At 71.8% G+C, this 18,452-nt stretch carries 17 protein-coding genes; 13 read left to right on the top strand and 4 right to left on the bottom strand.

Annotated features, from left to right (window positions below; genetic code table 11):
* Window positions 1-5: 5 nt before the first annotated feature.
* Complete coding sequence (locus ACH4TP_RS14345; RefSeq protein ID WP_398437895.1) at window positions 6-719, bottom strand: DNA-binding response regulator; 714 nt, start codon at window positions 717-719, stop codon at window positions 6-8.
* 183 nt (window positions 720-902) lie between these two features.
* On the opposite strand from ACH4TP_RS14345, the gene ACH4TP_RS14350 reads away from it, so the two are divergent.
* From ACH4TP_RS14350 to ACH4TP_RS14360, 3 genes are all read left to right on the top strand, one after another.
* The gene (locus ACH4TP_RS14350) at window positions 903-1,361 is read left to right on the top strand and encodes a DUF1772 domain-containing protein (RefSeq protein ID WP_398437897.1); all 459 of its coding nucleotides are present in this window, start codon (window positions 903-905) and stop codon (window positions 1,359-1,361) included.
* A 373-nt stretch (window positions 1,362-1,734) separates the two neighbouring features.
* A complete protein-coding gene (locus tag ACH4TP_RS14355; RefSeq protein WP_389222089.1) occupies window positions 1,735-2,661 on the top strand; it encodes a BTAD domain-containing putative transcriptional regulator in 927 nt (308 codons plus the stop codon).
* Between the two features lie 167 nt (window positions 2,662-2,828).
* Window positions 2,829-4,856 carry a helix-turn-helix domain-containing protein gene (locus ACH4TP_RS14360; RefSeq protein ID WP_398188932.1) on the top strand — a complete coding sequence of 676 codons (2,028 nt, stop codon included), beginning with the start codon at window positions 2,829-2,831 and terminating at the stop codon, window positions 4,854-4,856.
* Between the two features lie 14 nt (window positions 4,857-4,870).
* On the opposite strand, the gene ACH4TP_RS14365 is transcribed toward ACH4TP_RS14360, so the two are convergent.
* Window positions 4,871-6,133 carry an IS701 family transposase gene (locus tag ACH4TP_RS14365; protein ID WP_389222085.1) on the bottom strand — a complete coding sequence of 421 codons (1,263 nt, stop codon included), beginning with the start codon at window positions 6,131-6,133 and terminating at the stop codon, window positions 4,871-4,873.
* Between the two features lie 399 nt (window positions 6,134-6,532).
* On the opposite strand from ACH4TP_RS14365, the gene ACH4TP_RS14370 reads away from it, so the two are divergent.
* Both ACH4TP_RS14370 and crcB read left to right on the top strand, forming a co-directional pair.
* Window positions 6,533-6,949, top strand: coding sequence for a fluoride efflux transporter FluC (locus tag ACH4TP_RS14370; RefSeq protein WP_398188935.1), 417 nt, complete (start codon window positions 6,533-6,535; stop codon window positions 6,947-6,949).
* Window positions 6,946-7,302, top strand: a complete 357-nt coding sequence (gene crcB / locus ACH4TP_RS14375; protein ID WP_398437900.1) for a fluoride efflux transporter CrcB — start codon at window positions 6,946-6,948, stop codon at window positions 7,300-7,302. Before ACH4TP_RS14370 ends, crcB begins: the two co-directional genes overlap by 4 nt.
* Window positions 7,303-7,311: 9 nt before the next feature.
* Here crcB and pucL read toward each other — a convergent pair whose 3' ends face one another.
* Window positions 7,312-8,229 (bottom strand): factor-independent urate hydroxylase, encoded by a 918-nt coding sequence (gene pucL / locus ACH4TP_RS14380; RefSeq protein ID WP_389222079.1) that lies wholly within the window; start codon window positions 8,227-8,229, stop codon window positions 7,312-7,314.
* Window positions 8,230-8,503: 274 nt separating this feature from the next.
* On the opposite strand from pucL, the gene ACH4TP_RS14385 reads away from it, so the two are divergent.
* The 5 genes from ACH4TP_RS14385 to ACH4TP_RS14405 are packed head-to-tail and all read left to right on the top strand — an operon-like array spanning window position 8,504 to window position 13,185.
* The gene (locus ACH4TP_RS14385) at window positions 8,504-8,659 is read left to right on the top strand and encodes a hypothetical protein (RefSeq protein ID WP_389222077.1); all 156 of its coding nucleotides are present in this window, start codon (window positions 8,504-8,506) and stop codon (window positions 8,657-8,659) included.
* Entirely contained in the window at window positions 8,656-8,745 is a 90-nt protein-coding gene (gene kdpF / locus ACH4TP_RS14390; protein WP_398437902.1) for a K(+)-transporting ATPase subunit F, read from the top strand. The genes ACH4TP_RS14385 and kdpF overlap by 4 nt, the downstream gene beginning before the upstream one ends.
* Before the next feature lie 8 nt (window positions 8,746-8,753).
* A complete protein-coding gene (gene kdpA / locus ACH4TP_RS14395; protein WP_398437904.1) occupies window positions 8,754-10,418 on the top strand; it encodes a potassium-transporting ATPase subunit KdpA in 1,665 nt (554 codons plus the stop codon).
* Window positions 10,415-12,529, top strand: coding sequence for a potassium-transporting ATPase subunit KdpB (kdpB, locus tag ACH4TP_RS14400; protein ID WP_398437906.1), 2,115 nt, complete (start codon window positions 10,415-10,417; stop codon window positions 12,527-12,529). Before kdpA ends, kdpB begins: the two co-directional genes overlap by 4 nt.
* Window positions 12,530-12,534: 5 nt before the next feature.
* A complete protein-coding gene (locus ACH4TP_RS14405; protein WP_398437908.1) occupies window positions 12,535-13,185 on the top strand; it encodes a potassium-transporting ATPase subunit C in 651 nt (216 codons plus the stop codon).
* On the opposite strand, the gene ACH4TP_RS14410 is transcribed toward ACH4TP_RS14405, so the two are convergent.
* Window positions 13,179-14,324, bottom strand: coding sequence for a winged helix DNA-binding domain-containing protein (locus ACH4TP_RS14410; RefSeq protein ID WP_398437910.1), 1,146 nt, complete (start codon window positions 14,322-14,324; stop codon window positions 13,179-13,181). The two genes, ACH4TP_RS14405 and ACH4TP_RS14410, sit on opposite strands and share 7 nt — an antisense overlap.
* A 52-nt stretch (window positions 14,325-14,376) precedes the next feature.
* Between ACH4TP_RS14410 and ACH4TP_RS14415 the strand changes: the two genes are divergently transcribed.
* From ACH4TP_RS14415 to ACH4TP_RS14425, 3 genes are all read left to right on the top strand, one after another.
* Window positions 14,377-15,984, top strand: coding sequence for a DUF2079 domain-containing protein (locus ACH4TP_RS14415; RefSeq protein WP_398437911.1), 1,608 nt, complete (start codon window positions 14,377-14,379; stop codon window positions 15,982-15,984).
* 106 nt (window positions 15,985-16,090) lie between these two features.
* Window positions 16,091-16,957 carry a hypothetical protein gene (locus ACH4TP_RS14420; protein WP_398437913.1) on the top strand — a complete coding sequence of 289 codons (867 nt, stop codon included), beginning with the start codon at window positions 16,091-16,093 and terminating at the stop codon, window positions 16,955-16,957.
* A gap of 143 nt (window positions 16,958-17,100) precedes the next feature.
* A complete protein-coding gene (locus ACH4TP_RS14425; RefSeq protein ID WP_389222061.1) occupies window positions 17,101-18,450 on the top strand; it encodes an esterase-like activity of phytase family protein in 1,350 nt (449 codons plus the stop codon).
* Window positions 18,451-18,452 lie beyond the last annotated feature (2 nt).

Below are 18,452 nucleotides of genomic sequence, written 5' to 3' on the forward strand. Positions count from 1 at the left end.
AGCTCCTACAACCACCCCCTCCGAGCCGCTTCCGCGCCCGCGCGGAAGCGGCTCGTCGTGCCGAGGGCCGCCATCAGATCGCCCACCCTGCGGCTGTACGTCCGCGCGGACATGCCGAGCCGGGCGGCCGCCGTCTCGTCCGTGACCCCCGACAGGAGGGCGTCGAGCACCGGGCGCAGCTGGGGCGGCAGATCGCGGGGCGGGGGCGGCGGCGCGTACGTCAGGTCCTCGGCCGCCGCCCAGCAGGCGTGATGGGCCCGGACGAGGGCCTGGACCACGACCGGGTCCCGGATCAGCAGCAGCCCGTTGTACAGCAGCTCCAGATCGAGCGGGAGGGCGGCGACCATCCGGTCGACGACGATCATCTTGAACGGGATGGCGTCCGCGAGGCGGGCCCGGCCGGGGAGCCGGACCCCCTCTTCGAGCCGGGGCAGGGCATGACGCGGCACGATCCGTCTGACCTCCTCGGCCCGCTCCGCCGCGGCCCGCATGCACGCCCCCGCCAACTGCAGGAACGGCTCGGGGATCGCGCGGCCCGCGGACGCGACCGGGTCGTCGAAGGTCAGCAACTCGTGCCGGGCGGAGGCGGCCAGCCCGGCGAGTGCGGCGCTGATGCGCCGCGCGCCCCGGACCGGCCGCCCGGCGGGCCGCTGTCCCTCGGTCGCGGCCCGGTTCATCGCCGAACGGGCGAGCATCACGGAGCCCGCGCTCTCTGCCACCGCTGACCACCCCCGCCCGATCGATGTCCACTCCATGTACGCACGCGACTGCACACGGTGACAACCCCTGCTGGGAAGGATGGCGAATCCATGCCACCGGGGTTCACCCCTGTCGCGGTCGCCGCACCGGGATCCTTCCGCAACTCCCCCGACCGCTCCGGGTGTCCGGGACAGAATGACCGCATGGCCACCCTGCTGCTCGCCCTCGCCGTCGGAAGCACCGGGCTCTACGCCGGCTTCCTGCTGATCTTCCAGACCGGGATCATGCCCGCGCTGGCCCGTCTGACGGACCCGGAGTTCGTCACGGCGATGCGCCGGATCAACGAGTACGTGCCGAGGGCCGTGTTCCTCACGGTCTTCCTCGGCGTGATCGCCTTCCCCGCCGCCGCGTTCCTCGTCCCCCAGGACGGGCGGACGGACGCGCAGAAGTGGCTCGTCCTCGCGGGCCTCGTGTCCGCGGCCCTCAACCACCTGGTGACCATAGGGGGGAACGTCCCGCTCAACACGGCGCTGGCCGCCTCGGAGGACGAGCCCGCGGCGGTCCGGGCCGCCTTCGAGAAGCGCTGGAACGGCTTCCACCGCGTGCGGACGGCCCTGATCGTCCTCGCGTTCGGCCTCCTCGCCGCCGCCGCCGTGCTCTAGCGGCACCCGAAAGCGCCCGAAAGCACCGGAGGAGCGCTGGAGGAGCGCTGGAGGGTCGCCGGAGCGGTGCCGGAGGAACCGACCCGGCGGCCGGTTTATGGCGTGATCTCGCGCGTGTCGGCCGCCCCCGCATCCGCAAGGGGGTCGCGAAACCGTACCCCCGAGTCCTGAAACAGTCCTTCCACCGACGTGAGATCTCCACAGTGACGAAAACCTGACGCCCCAAAATCATGACAAAGGGGGTGAATCACCTCGATATCCGAGAGAGTCATTCCGTACCCTCCGGTTTCTTATTGACATGCCTACGGGGGTCTTTTCTAATCAACAGGAGTCATCCCGCGCACAGGCACCGCACAGGCACTGAGGGGGCAAGGTGGACGTCCGGATTCTGGGGGGACTGTCGGTCCGTGAGAACGGGGTGTCGATCACCCCGACGGCGGCCGCGCCCCGGCAGCTGCTCGCCCTGCTCACGGCCAGCGCCGACCAGGTCGTGCCCGTGACGGTCCTGACCGAGGAACTGTGGCCGTCCGGCCCGCCGCGCGGCGCCCGCGCCGAACTTCAGGCACACATAGCGGAGTTGCGGACGCTCATCGAGAGCGCCCTGCGCGACGCCGACCCGGCCGAGCCGCGGCCCGGCTGGTCGGACCGGCGCGGCGCCGACGGGATCCTCGTCTCCCAGCCCGGCGGCTACCGCCTCGACACCGGCGGCGGCCCCAACGACGTCCGGCAGTTCGAGCGCGCGGCCGGCGCCGGCTACCGCGCCATGGAGGCCGGCGACCTCTCCCGCGCCGCGCTCCGCCTCGGCGAGGCCCTCGCCCTGTGGCGCGGCGAACCCTACGCGGGCGTCGCCGCGGGCCCCCGGCTCCGCAGGGAGATCGAGCGCCTCGAAACCTCCCGGCTCAGCGTCCTCGACCAGTGGGTGGAAGCACAGCTGGGCCTCGGCCGGCACGCCGAACTCGTCTCCGAGCTCACCGGACTCGTCGCCCGCTACCGCGCCAACGAGCCCCTCCACGCCCACCTCATGGTCGCCCTGCTGCGCTGCGGACAGCCCGACGAGGCACTCATCGTGTACGAGCGGCTGCGCGTGAACCTCAAGAGCGAGAGCGGCATGGAACCCTCGGCCCGCCTGCGCCGGCTCCAGCGCTCGGTCCTCACCGCACGGGACGCCACCGGCGCTCCCCCGTACGGCCTCCGGATCCCCACGCAGCACATCCCGGGCCGGCAGCTCCCCGCCCCGTACGCCACCGCGCGGTACGGCCCCGCGCGCGGCCGGCTCGTCCCGGCGGGCTCCGTCGGCTGACCCCGCCACGGCCACACGGCCGCCACCCGGCGGAGTGATCACCCGCCACGGGGAATGAAGTGCGGCAACTCACCGTTGACCGACTCCCGAAGCCGAATTATTTTCGGCGGGCAGTACGGGTTTCCTCCCAGGTGCCCGATTTCGCTCGACCACGGGGGTAAGGGCACATGACACGGGACGGCGCGGACGCAGCCGGTGGTGCCGACGCGCTGCTCACGGTCCTCGAACTGCTCGCCCGGCAGGCGTCACCCGCCCGCTTCGACACCCTCCTCGACGAGGCCCGCCGGACCGGCCTCGCCGACGGCGAACTCCACCGCCTGGAACGGGCCGTCGAACTCGCCGGCGAGATCCACGCCGCACGCGCGCGCGAAACCCGCCACGAGGACGGACTCGCCGCCCTCACCGAGACCGCCCGCGACCTCACCCTCTCCTACGACCTCGACAGCCTGCTCCGCGTCATCACCCGCCGCGCCCGCCGGCTCCTCGGCCTCGACCTCGCGTACGTGACCCTGCGCGACCCGCACGGCGCCAGCCACGTCCACACCACCGAAGGCTCCCGCACCCCGCCCGGCCCCGGACCCCGCCTCGCCCCCGGACTCCGCATCGCCGACGGGTACGGACTCGGCGGCGCCGTCCACCTCCACGGCGAGCCCGTCTGGACCGCCGACTACCTCGCCGACGAACGCTTCGCCCCCTCCGGCTCCCTCGACGCCGGCGTCCACGCCCCCGCCTTCGACGAGGACGCCGAATCCGCCCTGCGCGCCGAAGGACTCCACGCGATCGTGGCCGCGCCGCTGCGCAGCGGCGACACCGTCATAGGAGCCCTGCACGGCGCGGACCGGCGCGTCCGGCACCACACGGGGCAGGAGATCGCGCTCCTCACCGCCCTCGCCGACCTCGCCGCCCTCGCCGTCGAGAAGGCCGGACTCCTCGACCACACCCGCGCCGAGGTCTCCGAACTGGAACGGGACAGCGCCCGGGTCCGCACCCGGCTCACCCGCATGCGGCACGTCAGCGAGGCCCACGGCCGCATCATGAACCTCGTCCTCGCCGGCGGCGACCTGTGCCACGTCGCCAAGGCGGCCTCCGACGCCCTCGACGCGACCGTCCTGATCCGCGACCCCGGCGGCCGCCCCCTCGCCGGCGCCGGGGACATCCCCGGCCTCGACGAGGAGGCCATCGCCAAGGCCTCCCTCGACGCCCACGCCCGCCGCCGCCCGGTCCCCGCCGCCGACGACACCTGGGTCGCGCCGGTCATCGCCGGCTCCGAGGACCTCGGCGGCCTCGTCATCCGCGCCGCCGGCGGACTCACCGGCGAGGACGAACGCCTCCTCGAACTCGCCGCCCAGTCCGTCGCCTTCCTCCTCCTGATGCGCCGCTCCACCGCCGTCGCCGAAGGACCCGTCCGCGACGAACTCCTCGACGACCTCATCGCCGACCCGCCGCACGCCCCGCAGCAGATCGCCCAGCGGGCCCGCCGCCTCGGCGTCGACCTGCGCCGCCCGCACGTCCTCGTGCTCGCCCGGCCCGAAGGCGGCGAACAGGGCAGGGCGGTGGTGTGGGCGTCCTCGTACGCGTACCGCCTCTCCGGCCTCAAGACCGTGCAGGGCGGCCGCATCGTGCTGCTGCTCCCCGGCATCGACGCCTCGGCCGCCGCCAAGGCCGTCGCCGCCGAACTGACCCCGCTGCTCGGACACCCCGTCTCCGTCGCCGCCGCCGGACCCGCCCAGAGCCCGGACGGCATCGGCCGCATCCACCAGGAGGCCGGCCGCTGCCTGGACGCGATGAGCGCCCTCGGCGGCACCGGCTCCGCCGCCTCCGTGCAGGACCTCGGCTTCCTCGGGCTGCTGCTCTCCGACGACAACGACGTCGACGGCTTCGTCGAATCGGCGATCGGCCCCGTCCTGGACTACGACGCCGAGCGGTTCACCGACCTCACCCACACCCTGGAGGCCTACTTCGCCTCCGGCGGCAGCCCCACGAACGCGGCCGAGGCGCTCCACGTCCACCCCAACACGGTCTCCCGCCGCCTGGAACGCATCGGCGAACTCCTCGGCCCCGAATGGCAGAAGCCCGGCCAGGTCCTGGAGGTCCAGCTGGCACTGCGCCTCCAGCGCACCCGCGAACTCCTCACCCGCGGCCGCGCGGCGGCGGACCCGGCCCGGCAGGCGGGCCCGCCGGAGCGCAGCACCTGAGGGAACGGGACCTCTCAGCTCGCCGAGCGCCGCGAGACGTATCCCGTGTCGTACGCCGCGTCCCAGCCGCCGGCCATGACCGTCGCCGCGTGCGCCGCCGAGGCCAGCGTGATGTGACGGTGCCAGCCACGGTACGAGCGGCCCACGAAGTCCCGCAGCCCCGCCCCCTCGCCGACCTCCGCGAAGTCCCGCTCCACCCGGCGGCCCAGCTTCGTGATCCGCACCAGCGAGCCGACCGGGGAGTTCGTCAGATCGCTGATCCACACCCGGGCCGGCGCCCTGCGCGGGTCGTCCCACTCGCCGAGCAGCACCAGCGGACGCATCCGCTCCCCGCCCGGCGTCGGCAGCGCGACCCGCACGGCCGTCGCGAGCGAGGTCCGCGAGGTCCGCGCCCCCGCCACCGTGTCCACCCAGCTCACCGGCCTGCGCAGCCCCTTGAGCGACTCCAGGATCTGCACGGCCGACAGCGGGCCCGCCCCGAAGCCCGGCAGCGAACGGTCGGCGATCGCCAGCCGCGAACCCGGGTTGATCCGCGCCACCACCGGCACGCCCGCCCCGGCGAGCCGCGTCAGGGCGGCCCGCCCCGCACCGCCCCGGATGTCGAGCAGCACCGGCTTGCGGGTGACGTCGGACCAGCGGGCGGTGTCCAGCGCCGCCGTGACCGCGCACTCCTCCAGGGTCTCCTCGCCGGCCTCCTGGGGGACCTCCGCGCGGTCACGCCGCGTACGGTCCTTCACCCAGGGGTCCGGCAGGAACAGCCGCCAGTTGACCGGCACGCTCAGCTCGTCGCTCGCGAACCACACCCCGAACGCCTGCTGCCCGTGGAAGACCTGCCCGCGCTCCGGGTCGAACCGGCGGTCCACGCCCACCGAGTGCTCCCCGGCCTTCGGGATCGGCATCGGCCGCACCACCCACGCCTGCGGGCAGGCGTTCCGCTCCAGGTACTTGGCGAGCGAGGCCCGCATGGGCTGCCAGTCCCAGGTGGAGCTGGACACGAAGTGGTGCAGGCTCTGCTCGGCCGCCGGCCCGCCGATCTGGGCGGCGATGTTCCGTATCGACTTGCGGCCCTGCGCCGTGAGCAGACCGTGCAGGTACTGCTCGGCCTTCAGCCGCTGGTCGCGGCGCGGGAAGCCGGAGAACAGCGCGGCGCACAGCTCGGCGTAGACGTCCCCGCGCGAGTCGGCCGCGCCGCCGGAGGACCTGACGACGCCCAGGGGCACGGCCGGGGCGACGGCCCCGGTGACGGTCCTGCGCTTGGTTGCGACGGATGTACTCACGACACTCCTGCCCGAAGGTTGCGCAGCTCCCTCCCGCTGCTCCACCACCCTCGCCCGCCCCCGCCCGCCGGGACGAGGTGTACCCGGCACCCGAATCGGCCGCCGGATGGTGGCCCGGCCACCTCCCCCCACGTCCCCGCAGGTCAGAGCCCCGCCGCCACCCCCTCCCGGACCCCTGCGGCAGGCCTCCGGAATACCCCGAGGGGATCTGACAGACTCGACGCCCCCGCTTTGACCCGTCGCAGTCGGTGGCCGGACCATCGCAGAGCGAGGCGGCACGGGCCGGACCCGGTTAATGCCCCAGGCCGGGGACCGAGCCCGTGCATGCCTCGCCTCGACCGCCGACCCCGGGGCCGCCCCGGCCCCGTCGCCTCGCGGGGCTCTCGTAACCTTGGGCCCATGGGGCTGCGCAAGGAACTGCCGGTCGTCGCGGTGGTCGCCGCCGGCGGCGCCCTCGGCGCGGCCGCGCGCTACGGCGCCACGCTCGCCTGGCCCACCCCCGACAGCGCCTTCCCCTGGACGGTCCTCACGGTCAACGCGACCGGCTGCGCGGTGCTCGGCGCCCTCATGGTCCTCCTCACCGAGACCACGACCGCCCCGCACCCGCTGCTCCGGCCCTTCCTCGGCACCGGCATCTGCGGCGGGTTCACCACCTTCTCGACGTACGCCCTCGACACCCAGCGCCTGCTGAGCGCGGGCGATCCGGCGCGCGGCCTGCTCTACCTGGGCGGGACCCTGCTCACCGCCCTCGCCGCCGTCGCGGCGGGCGTCACCGCCGCCCGCGCGGTCGTACGGGCCCGGGGGAGGCACGCGTGAACTGGCTGCTCGTCATCGCGGGAGCCGCCGTCGGCGCACCCCTGCGCTACCTCACCGACCGCGCGGTGCAGGCACGCCACGGCTCGGTCTTCCCGTGGGGCACGTTCACCGTCAACGTCGTCGGCTCGTTCGTCCTCGGACTCCTGACCGGAGTCTCCTCGGCCCAGGCCCACCTGCTGCTCGGCACGGGCCTGTGCGGCGCCCTCACCACGTACTCCACCTTCTCGTACGAGACGTTCCGGCTGTACGAGAACGGGGCGAAGGGCTACGCGGCGCTGAACGCGGCCGGGAGCCTGGCCGCCGGACTCGGAGCCGTATGGCTGGGAGTCGAGACGGCGGCCGGGCTCGGCTGACCCACCGGGTCAGGCGGTGATCCAGTCGCTGGTCGCGATCACCGGCTGGACGCCGTCACGGTGGATGGTGCCCTCGATCAGGCCGTACATCCGGTCGGCCGCGAAGTACACCTCGTTGTCGTTCTTCAGGCCGAACGGCTCCAGATCCACCAGGAAGTGGTGCTTGTTCGGCAGGTTCAGCCGGACCTCGTTCACCGTGGAGACGTGGTCCAGGACCCGGTCCGCCATCGCATGCAGCGTCTGCTGGAGCGAGTAGCTGTACGTCTCCGCGAACGCCTCCAGCATGTGGCGCCGCACCTTCGCGTACGAGGCGTCCCAGTCGTGCTCCGGGTTCGCCGCCGCCGAGGCCGAGTTCGCCCAGCGGGCGGTCACCTTGGTGGCCAGGATGCGGTCGTACGCCTCCTGGAGCGTCGTGTACTCGTCCTTGATGAAGCCGTGGAACTCGGAGTTGGTCGAGTTCATCACCGTCAGCTCCTTGAGGCCCGACAGGACCTGGAGCCCGGTGTTCTCCGAGTACGTGATCTGCGCCGTGCGGACCTCCTGCCCCTTGCGAGCGAAGGAGTGCTGCTCCTTGCGGCTCGGCACGGAGATCCGCTCCCAGGCGAACTCCTCGATCCGGATCTGGGCCTCGTGGATCACGGACTGGGAGCCCACGAAGTGCTTCGCCAGAAGGATGCCGAAGGCCTCGGGGGAGTCGACGCCGTGCTCCTTGGCGAAGGCGTAGACCGTGTTCTTCGTGGTGTCGGTCGGCAGGCAGTTGCCGTTGTCCCCGGTCAGATGCACTTCGCGGAACTCGCCGCGCAGCGCCACCGACACGTTCAGGTCGCGGATCTCGTGCCACGCGCCGTCGTTCCCCTTGCGGGTGACCGTGACGATGCGGTTCTCGGCCTTGCCGTACTGGTTCTGGGCCAGGACGTGCTTGCTCATGTGCTGCTCAGCTCCTGCGGGTACGTGGATACGGATATCCCGTACGCCCGGCGTCCAGCGCCCTCCGTCGTCCTGGAGGTGCGCTCCCCGCCGTCCGGCCCGTGAACGGCGGACCGCCCCGGGACTGACGAGCATCCCGGTCCGTAGGTGTCGGCTCGAAGATATGTCCGTTCCGGATGGCTGGCAATGGGGAGGACTTCGCGCAGCGGAAGCGTAGAGGAAGCGTCAAGACGGGCATTAACGGCGTTAGGGGCACGTCAACGAGAGCCGACCCGTGGCCGAAAGGCGGTTTTCTCGTCTCGTCCGAGAATCCGTTCTTCCTTCTTCCTGCATCCGGGAGCTCACGATGGCCGACGTGGCCTTCGTCGTCACCACGGTCGCGGTCTTCGCGCTGGTGGCCTTCATCGCCAAGGGGGTGGCCAAGCTGTGAGCGTCGAGAACATCGTCGGTCTACTGGTCGCCGTCGCTCTGCTGGGCTATCTCGTCCTCGCCCTCGTCAAGCCGGAGAGGTTCTGAGGTCCCTGATGAGTCCCGTCCTCGCTGGAGTCCTCCAGCTCCTGGCGCTGGTGGTCGCACTCGGCCTTTCCTACCGGCCGCTGGGCGACCACATGGCACGCGTCTACTCCTCGGAGCAGCACTACAAGCCCGAGAAGTGGATCTACAAGGCGATCGGTGCGAACCCGGATGTGGAGATGCGCTGGCCCGCCTACCTGCGCGGGGTGCTGGCCTTCTCCGCGGTGAGCGTGCTGTTCCTGTATCTGCTGCAGCGGATGCAGGGGTCGCTGCCCGGCTCGCTGGGGTTCGTCTCCATCGATGCGGACCAGGCGTTCAACACGGCGGCGTCGTTCGTGGCGAACACGAACTGGCAGTCGTACTACGGCGAGCAGGCCATGGGCCATGTGGTGCAGACCGGTGGTCTGGCGGTGCAGAACTTCGTCTCGGCCGCCGTGGGGATCGCCGTGGCGGTTGCGCTGGTACGCGGCTTCGCCCGTTCGCGGACCGGTGAGCTGGGCAATTTCTGGGCCGATCTGGTGCGGGGTGTGGTCCGCATCCTGCTGCCGATCTCGGTGATCGGCGCCCTGGTGCTGGTGGCGTGCGGGGCGATCCAGAACTTTGCCGGGATCCACCAGGTGGGGCAGTTCGCGGGCGGCAGCCAGCAGTGGAACGGCGGGGCGGTGGCCTCGCAGGAGGTCATCAAGGAGCTGGGCACCAACGGCGGCGGTTACTTCAACGCCAACTCGGCCCACCCCTTCGAGAACCCCAACGGGCTGTCGAACCTGTTCGAGATCTACCTGATCCTGGTGATCCCCTTCGCGCTGACCCGCACGTTCGGCCGGATGGTCGGATCCTTGAAGCAGGGTTACGCGATCCTCGGCACGATGGCCACCATCTGGCTCGGGTTCACCGCGCTGATGATGTGGACCGAGTTCGCCCACCACGGCCCGGCGTTCGACCTGGCCGGCGGGGCGATGGAGGGCAAGGAGACCCGGTTCGGCATCGGCGGCTCATCGCTCTTCGCGGTGGCGACCACGCTGACCTCGACGGGTGCGGTGAACTCCTTCCACTCCTCGTACACCGGGTTCGGTGGCGGGATCGCGATGCTGGGGATGCAGCTGGGCGAGATCGCGCCCGGCGGTGTGGGATCGGGCCTGTACGGGATGCTGGTGATGGCGATCATCGCGGTGTTCCTGGCGGGTCTGATGGTCGGCCGCACCCCGGAGTACCTGGGCAAGAAGATCGGCACCCGGGAGATCAAGTTCGCCGCGCTGTACATCCTCATCACCCCCGCCCTGGTGCTGTGCTTCACGGCGGCCTCGTTCGTCCTGGACACCCCGGCCCACTCGATGACCAACAGTGGTGCGCACGGTTTCTCCGAGATCCTCTACGCCTACACCTCCGGCGCCAACAACAACGGCTCCGCGTTCGCGGGCCTGAACGCCGACACCCAGTGGTTCAACACCACGATCGGCCTGGCGATGCTCCTTGGCCGGTTCCTGCCCATGGTGTTCGTGCTGGCGCTGGCGGGTTCGCTGGCCGAGCAGTCGCCGGTGCCGGAGACGGCGGGCACGCTGCGCACCGAGAAGCCGCTGTTCACCGGCCTGCTGGTCGGCACGATCATGATCGTCACCGGTCTCACCTACTTCCCGGCCCTGGCCCTGGGACCGCTCGCCGAAGGACTCGCCGCATGAGCAGCATCCTCACTCCCACCCGGGCACCCCACCCGGACGTACCCACGGGGCACAAGCCCGAGGCCGACCGTGTCGGCGGCGGCCTGTTCGACCCGGCCCAGCTGGTCAGGTCGCTGCCGGACGCGGTCCGCAAGCTCGACCCGCGCGTGATGGTCAAGTCACCCGTGATGTTCGTGGTGCTCGTCGGGTCGGTGGTCACCACCGTCCTCGCCGTCAAGAATCCGGGGGACTGGTTCGGCTGGGCGATCACCGCCTGGCTGTGGCTCACCACGATCTTCGCCAACCTGGCCGAGGCCGTCGCCGAGGGCCGGGGCAAGGCGCAGGCCGACACCCTGCGCAAGGCCAAGACCGACACCGTCGCCCGCCGTCTCACGAAGGACGGCACGGGCGAGGAGCAGGTGCCCGGCACCGCACTGACGATCGGTGATCTGGTGGTCTGCGAGGCCGGCGACGTCATCCCCGGCGACGGTGACGTCGTCGAGGGTGTGGCCTCGGTGGACGAGTCCGCGATCACCGGCGAGTCCGCCCCCGTCATCCGGGAGTCCGGCGGCGACCGGTGCGCGGTCACCGGCGGTACGAAGGTGCTGTCGGACCGGGTCGTCATCAAGATCACGACGAAGCCCGGTGAGACGTTCATCGACCGGATGATCAACCTGGTCGAGGGCGCCGCCCGGCAGAAGACCCCCAACGAGATCGCCCTCAACATCCTGCTGGCGTCCCTCACGATCGTCTTCCTGCTCGCGGTCGTCACGCTGAAGCCGTTCGCCATCTACGCGGGCGCCGACAAGCAGACCTCGATGATCGTCCTCACGGCGCTCCTCGTCTGCCTGATCCCGACGACCATCGGGGCGCTGCTGTCCGCGATCGGCATCGCCGGCATGGACCGCCTGGTCCAGCGCAACGTCCTCGCCATGTCCGGCCGCGCCGTAGAGGCCGCCGGCGACGTGTCGACGCTGCTCCTCGACAAGACCGGCACCATCACGCTGGGCAACCGGCAGGCCTCCGAGTTCGTCCCGGTCGCCGGGACGACGGCCGCCGAGCTGGCGGACGCCGCCCAGCTGTCCTCCCTCGCCGACGAGACCCCCGAGGGCCGCTCCATCGTGGTCCTGGCCAAGGAGAAGTACGGCCTGCGCGAGCGCCACCAGGGCGAACTCGCCCACGCCACCTGGATCGAGTTCACCGCCCAGACCCGCATGTCGGGCGTGGACGTCGACGGGCGCAAGGTCCGCAAGGGCGCCACCGGCTCGGTCGTGGCCTGGGTGCAGGAGCGCGGTGGCCAGGTCGCCGAGGACGCCCAGCAGCTCACCGACGCCATTGCGCAGGCTGGTGGCACGCCGCTCCTTGTGGCTGTGGAGGACGCGGACGGGGCTCGGGTCCTGGGTGTCATCCACCTCAAGGACGTGGTGAAGGAGGGGATGCGGGAGCGGTTCGACGAGCTGCGCCGGATGGGCATCAAGACGGTCATGATCACCGGCGACAACCCGCTGACCGCGAAGGCCATCGCCGAGGAGGCCGGGGTCGACGACTTCCTCGCCGAGGCCACTCCCGAGGACAAGATGGCCCTCATCAAACGCGAGCAGGCCGGCGGCAAGCTGGTCGCGATGACCGGCGACGGCACCAACGACGCCCCCGCCCTGGCGCAGGCCGATGTCGGCGTGGCGATGAACACCGGCACGTCGGCCGCCAAGGAGGCCGGCAACATGGTCGACCTCGACTCCAACCCGACCAAACTCATCGAGATCGTCGAGATCGGCAAACAGCTCCTGATCACCCGGGGCGCGCTGACCACCTTCTCCATCGCCAACGACGTCGCGAAGTACTTCGCGATCATCCCCGCGATGTTCGCCGTCGCCTACCCGAGCCTCGACAGGCTCAACATCATGGGCCTGGCCTCCCCCCAGTCCGCGATCCTGTCCGCCGTCATCTTCAACGCCCTGATCATCGTCGCCCTGGTCCCCCTCGCCCTCAAGGGCGTGCGCTACCGCCCCTCCAGCGCCGACTCGATGCTGCGCCGCAACCTCGGCATCTACGGCCTGGGCGGCCTGGTCGCCCCGTTCATCGGCATCAAGCTCATCGACCTGCTCCTCTCCCTCATCCCCGGAATCGGCTGAAGACCATGAACAACTCGGTAGGCAGTACCGGTCGGGTGCTCTGGGCGGGCCTGCGCGCCCTGCTCGTCCTGACCGTGCTCTGCGGTGTTCTCTACCCGCTCGCCGTCACCGGCATCGCCCAGGCCGCCTTCCCCGGCCAGGCCAACGGCTCCGAGGTCAAGGACGCCAGCGGCAGGGCCGTCGGCTCCGCACTCATCGGCCAGACCTACCTGACCGGCGACAAGCCCGACCTCCGCTGGTTCCAGCCCCGCCCCTCCAACGGCCTGGGCACCAACACCGTCAACACCCAGTACCGGCTGATCCTCTCCGGCGCCACCAACCGCTCCGGCGACAACCCCGACCTCATCCAGTGGGTCAAGGACGCCAAGGCCGCCGTCGTCAAGGACAACTCCGTCCCCGGCCACCCGGTCAGGCCCTCCGACGTCCCCGCCGACGCCGTCACCTCCTCCGGCTCCGGCCTCGACCCGCACATCTCCCCCCGGTACGCCCGGCTCCAGGTCCACCGCGTCGCCGCGAGGAACCACCTCACCGTCGCCCAGGTCGACCGGCTCGTCGCCGACCACACCGACGGCCGGATCCTCGGCTTCATCGGCGAACCCCGCGTCAACGTCCTCCGACTCAACGTCGCACTCAAGGAACTGACTGAACGTCAATAAGGAAGTACCCGGGTCTCGACCGCCGGGAGGCCCTTGGCCCACCAGTGGTCGTAGCGCCCGTACACCCGTGGATCGCGGCCGGTGAGCAGTGTCCCCAAGGACGCCGCCTCGGCCGCGAGCCCGTTCCAGTCGCCGGCCGTCAGCGGGTGGAAGGCGGAGGCCTCGATCCCGCCGTCGACCGGTCGCCAGACCCCGGCCACGTATCCGTCGACGAGGAGTGTCGGGAGGGTGTCGCCGTTCACGCGGATGACCTGCTTGCGGTACTCGGGCGGGATGATCCGGCTGCGGTCCGCGTAGGCGAGGAGGACGCTGTCCCACATCGCCATCAGCCGGGGCGGCGCCGGGACGTCCTCGCCCGGCCGGTCCGCTCCCGGTACGTCGTACAGCACCGTCCCGTCGGGCCCCTCCAGGCGCTCCAGCTCATCTCCCAGGGCCTTCACCGCCTCCCGTACGAGCCCGCGCGGGGCCGTCGTGAACTGCGCCATGTCCGGTATGGAGGCGGGCCCGAAGCCCTCCAGGTAGCGGCGGAGCAGGACGGCGAGACCGGCGGCGGAGGCCTCCGGATCGCGGAGGGCCGGCAGTTCGGTCGCCGTGACGAAGGCCTGTGCGGTGCCGAAGGACCACGGCGGGCCCGTCGGCGCGTGCCACAGCGGTGCGTACTGCCGGATCATCCGCCAGACCACGTTCTCCACCGGGCCGCCCCGGCCCGCTTCGAGGCGCTCCTTCATCTCGGCTCCGGTCCGCGCGCTCCCGGCGTACGCCAGGAGGTCGGGGAGCAGCGCGTCGGCGTCGGCGGCCGTGAATCCCGCCTTCGTGAACCGGGGATCGTGCAGTCGCGAACCGCGCAGTGTCGGCTCCATGCCCTCGCGGAAGGCCCGGTAGTCCTTGGCGTGGACGAGGTGCAGCGTGAGCCGCATCAGGGTCGACCTGACCAACTCGTAGCCGTTCACGGCCTTGTCGAGGTGGTCCGGGTCGAAGTCCGTGATCCGGTTCCACAGCGCCACGTAGGGCGAGCCGGGGTGCTGTGCCTGGAGGCCCACCACCCTCCGTACCGCTTCCGCGACGCCGAGCGGGGCCCGCTCCAGGAGCAACTGCCGGTGGAGGGTCGAGCGGTTGAGGGCGCGCGCGGTGATCACCATGGCGTGATTCTCCCTCCCCGCACTGACAACGACGCACCGTAATGTCGTGGCCATGAGGAACGCGTTGCCGTACATACCGACCCGCCCGCTGCCGTCCGTCGCGAGGGACGCGGCGGCGACGACCGGATCACGGGGGACGGAACGGGGGCGCCGGGGCCTCGCCCTCACCGCCCTCTGCTTCCTCGTCTGCGCCGCCCTCGGCCTCCAGTCCTGGACGGCCCTGCGGGCCACGGGCTTCGACCTGGGGATCTTCGACCAGGCCGTGCGGGCGTACGCACACCTCGAACTGCCCAGGTCGCCGATCAAGAACGTCCACCACGAGTTCCCGCCCGGCTTCTCGCTCCTCGGCGACCACTTCACCCCGGCGCTCGCGCTCCTCGCCCCGCTCTACTGGCTGTGGGACGACCCGCGGACGCTGATCCTCGCGCAGGCGGCGCTGTTCGCGGCGGGCGTGCCGGTGGTCCGCCGCATCGCCCGGCACGCCTTCACGGGCGCCGAACCCCTCGTCGTACGCCGGGCCGCCGACCTCGCCGGACTCGTGTACGCGCTGGGCTGGCCGCTCCTCGACTCCTCCTACAACGGCTTCCACGAGGTCGCCTTCGCGGTGCCGTTCACCCTCCTCATGCTGGAGCGGGGGATCGCCCACCGGTACGGCGCGGCCGCCGTATGGGCCGCGCTGCTGTGCACGGCCAAGGAGGACATGGGCCTGGTCGTCGGCGCGTACGGCCTCGTCCTCGCGGTCCGCGCCCACCGCGCCGGCCACCGGACGGGCCGCGCCACGGGCCTCGTGCTGGCCCTGGCGGGACCGCTCGTCTCCGCCGTCGTGATCGGCTGGTTCATCCCCGCGATGGGCGGCCCCGAGGGCTACTACTGGTCGTACGGGAGCCTCGGCGCCGACCCGGGGGACGCCCTGGTCCACGTCCTCACCGCCCCCTGGATCCTGCTCCAGGCCGCCGTCACCCCCTCCGTCAAGCTCGCGATGCTCGCCTGGATCCTGGGCAGCCTCGCCCTGCTCCCGCTCGGCTCCCCGACCTTCCTGCTCGCCGTCCCCCTCCTCGCGGAACGCGTATTCTCCGACAACCCCAACCACTGGCCGGTCATCAACCACTACGACGCCTTCCTGTGGCCGATCCTGCTCACGGCGGCCCTGGAGACCCTGGGGAGGCTGCGCGACCGACGGCTCGTACGCCGCTGGGCGATCACCGCGCTCGCCCTCTCCTCCGCGGCGGCCCTCGTCCTCGGCCTCAACCTCCTCGTCCGCCCGGACTTCTGGCTCCCCTCCCCGGACAAGCGCCCCCTCGCCACGGCGGCGGAACTCGTCCCGGACGGCGCGACGGTGGAGGCCGACAACACCGTCGCGCCCCGCCTGACCGCCCGTACGGACGTGGTCATCGCCGACGGCACCCCGCGCGGCGCCGACTGGGTCCTCCTCCGGACGGACGACCGGACCTTCCCCTTCGCCTCCGTCGAGGAACAGCGGCAGCGGGTCGAACTCCTCCTCGCCCACGGCTACACGGAGGCGTGGCGCGCGGACGGAACGGTCCTGCTCCACCGTACGGATCCCGTCCCGATCCCCGGCGCCCACCGCCCCGGCCCGGACAGCACCCCGGTGCGGGAGGCCGTCCCGGAGGACGTGGGCGTGAACCTGCTGCTGCGGTAGGCCCCGCCCAGTCCCGCCCCGTCCAGTCCCGTTCCGTCCCGCCCGGTTCACCGGGGGAACGTCCCGGGGTCACGTGGTCCTCACCCGCGCTCGTGAGCATCGGCGCATGACCTTCCTGCCCCGTGCCACGCGCCCGGCCGCCGTCGGTTCGGCCGTCGCCCTCGCCGTCGCCGCCGCCCTCCTCGCCCCGACCTCGCCGGCGTACGCGGCGGCCAACGCCGTCCCGACGTACGAGGTGAAGATCAACCTCACGGCGGCGGCGCTCGACGCGAGCTTCGCGCCGAGCGCCGCGGTCAAGTCGGCCTTCGGGATCACCGGTTCGGCCAAGGCCCGCTCGTACAGCTACTACGACACGGACGCGCTCGCGCTCGACGCCCAGGGCTGGAGCGTCCGCCTGCGGCACAAGAGCGGCTCGTCGTTCGAGGAGACGTACAAGAAGCGGTTCCCCGTGACGAACGGCGACATCGACGCCGCGCTCACCACGGCCAACGCCGCCGGCTTCGACAGCTCCGACACCAACTACGACGCCGAGGTCGACTGGGGCTACGCCAAACAGACCCTCAGCTTCTCCAACGAGAAGTCCCACAGCTCCAGCGGCTACTCGGGCACCGCGATGCCCACGAGCACCACCGGCCGCACCTGGCTCGTCAACGACATCCCCGGCAAGCTGGAGAACTGGAACGCCACCGGCTGGGGCAAGACCACCCTCCAGGCCTCCCGCGCCCACGGACCGGTCACCGCCAAGGTGTACGGGGGCGCCTGGGGCCCCTCCGACGACGCCAGCATCGAGGTGCTGCCGGTCGTCGGCGCGAACGGGACGGGCACCGAGTACGTCGTCGAGCTGTCCTTCAAGACCTCCTCGTACGCCGACGCGGCCACGCTGCACGCGGACGCCGTCGACGTCGCCGAGTCCCACGGCTGGCTGTACCACGGGGACATCCTCAAGACGCAGCTGATCCTCGACCGGTACTAGGACGCACGAGGGCGGACGCGCGGACACGCGCGTTCACCCAGGGCTCACCCGGGCGTCGCGAACGCGCCGCCCGGAATTGAGCGAAGGACTGGACCATGAGGCCGCCCTCACCGGCGACTTTCCATGTACTCCAGGGAGTTCAGATGAATCCGCTGAGCGCGCGTCTCCTGCGCCGGCCCGCCCTCGTCGTCCTGCCGTTCTCCGCCGTGCTCGCATGCTCGGTGGTCGTCGGGACGGCCGACGCCGCGCCGGCGCACCACGGCGAGCCCGCCGGCCGGGTCGTCTCCACCTCGACCCTGCCCGACATCCCGCTGGCCGGCTTCAGCAACGGCCTGCTGCCGGGCAGCGTCGCCGACGACCGGGGCGTCGACCTCGGCGGCATCGGCAGCGACCTGTACCCGGCCGGGCGGCGCGGCGAGTACTGGACCGTCACCGACCGGGGCCCCAACGGGCAGATAGCCGTCGGCAAGGACAAGCGGCGCACCTTCCCCGTGCCCGGCTTCGACCCGGCCATCGTGAAGGTCCGGGCCGAGGGCGACCGGCTCCGGGTCCTCACGTCCATCCCGCTGACCACGGCATCGGGCGCGCCCGTGACCGGGCTGCCCAACCAGGCCGGCCGCGACGAGGCCCCGTACACGTACGACGCCTCCACCCCGCTCGCGTACGACCCGAACGGCCTCGACACCGAGGGCCTCGTCCGCGACCGGGACGGCAGCTTCTGGCTGGTCGACGAGTACGGCCCCTCGCTCGTCCACGTCTCCGCCACCGGCCGGGTGCTCGCCCGCCACGTCCCCAAGGGCCTCGGCCTGACCGGCACCGACTACCCGGTCGTCGAGTCCCTGCCGTCGATCTTCCTCCAGCGCAAGGTCAACCGCGGCTTCGAGGGCCTCGCGCTGCTCCCCGACGGCGACCTCGTCCTCGGCCTCCAGAGCCCCCTGCTCAACCCCGACAAGGCCTCCGGCGAGAACTCCCGCACCACCCGCCTGCTGCGCTTCTCGCCCGAGGAGAACCGGGTCACCGCCGAGTACGCCTACCGCTTCGACGCCGTCGACGCCGTCGAGCCCGGCCAGACCAAGACCTCCGAGCTGAAGCTCTCCGCCCTCGTCGCCCTCGGCGGCGACCGCCTCCTCGTCCAGGAGCGCACCGACAAGGCCGCCCGCCTCTACGAGGTCCGCCTCCGCCGCGGCTCCGACATCCTCGGCACCACCTGGGACACGGCGGCGACCCCCACCCTGGAGCAGCTCGACGACACGACCGCCGCCCAGGCGCCGATCCTCGACAAGCGCCTCGTCATCGACCTCAACACCGTCGAGGGCGTCCCCGGCAAGATCGAGGGCGTCGCCGTCGAGGGCCCCTCGACCCTCGTCCTCCTCAACGACAACGACTTCGGCATGACGGACGGCCCGGCCGCCTTCGACGCCAACGGCCGCCTCGTCGACAGCGGCGTGGAGACCACCCTCGTACGGGTGAGGCTGGACCGCCCGATCCGCTGACG

Origin of the sequence: Streptomyces sp. NPDC021012, from assembly GCF_044333355.1 — a bacterium.
In the GTDB taxonomy this organism is placed as follows: Bacteria; Actinomycetota; Actinomycetes; order Streptomycetales; family Streptomycetaceae; genus Streptomyces.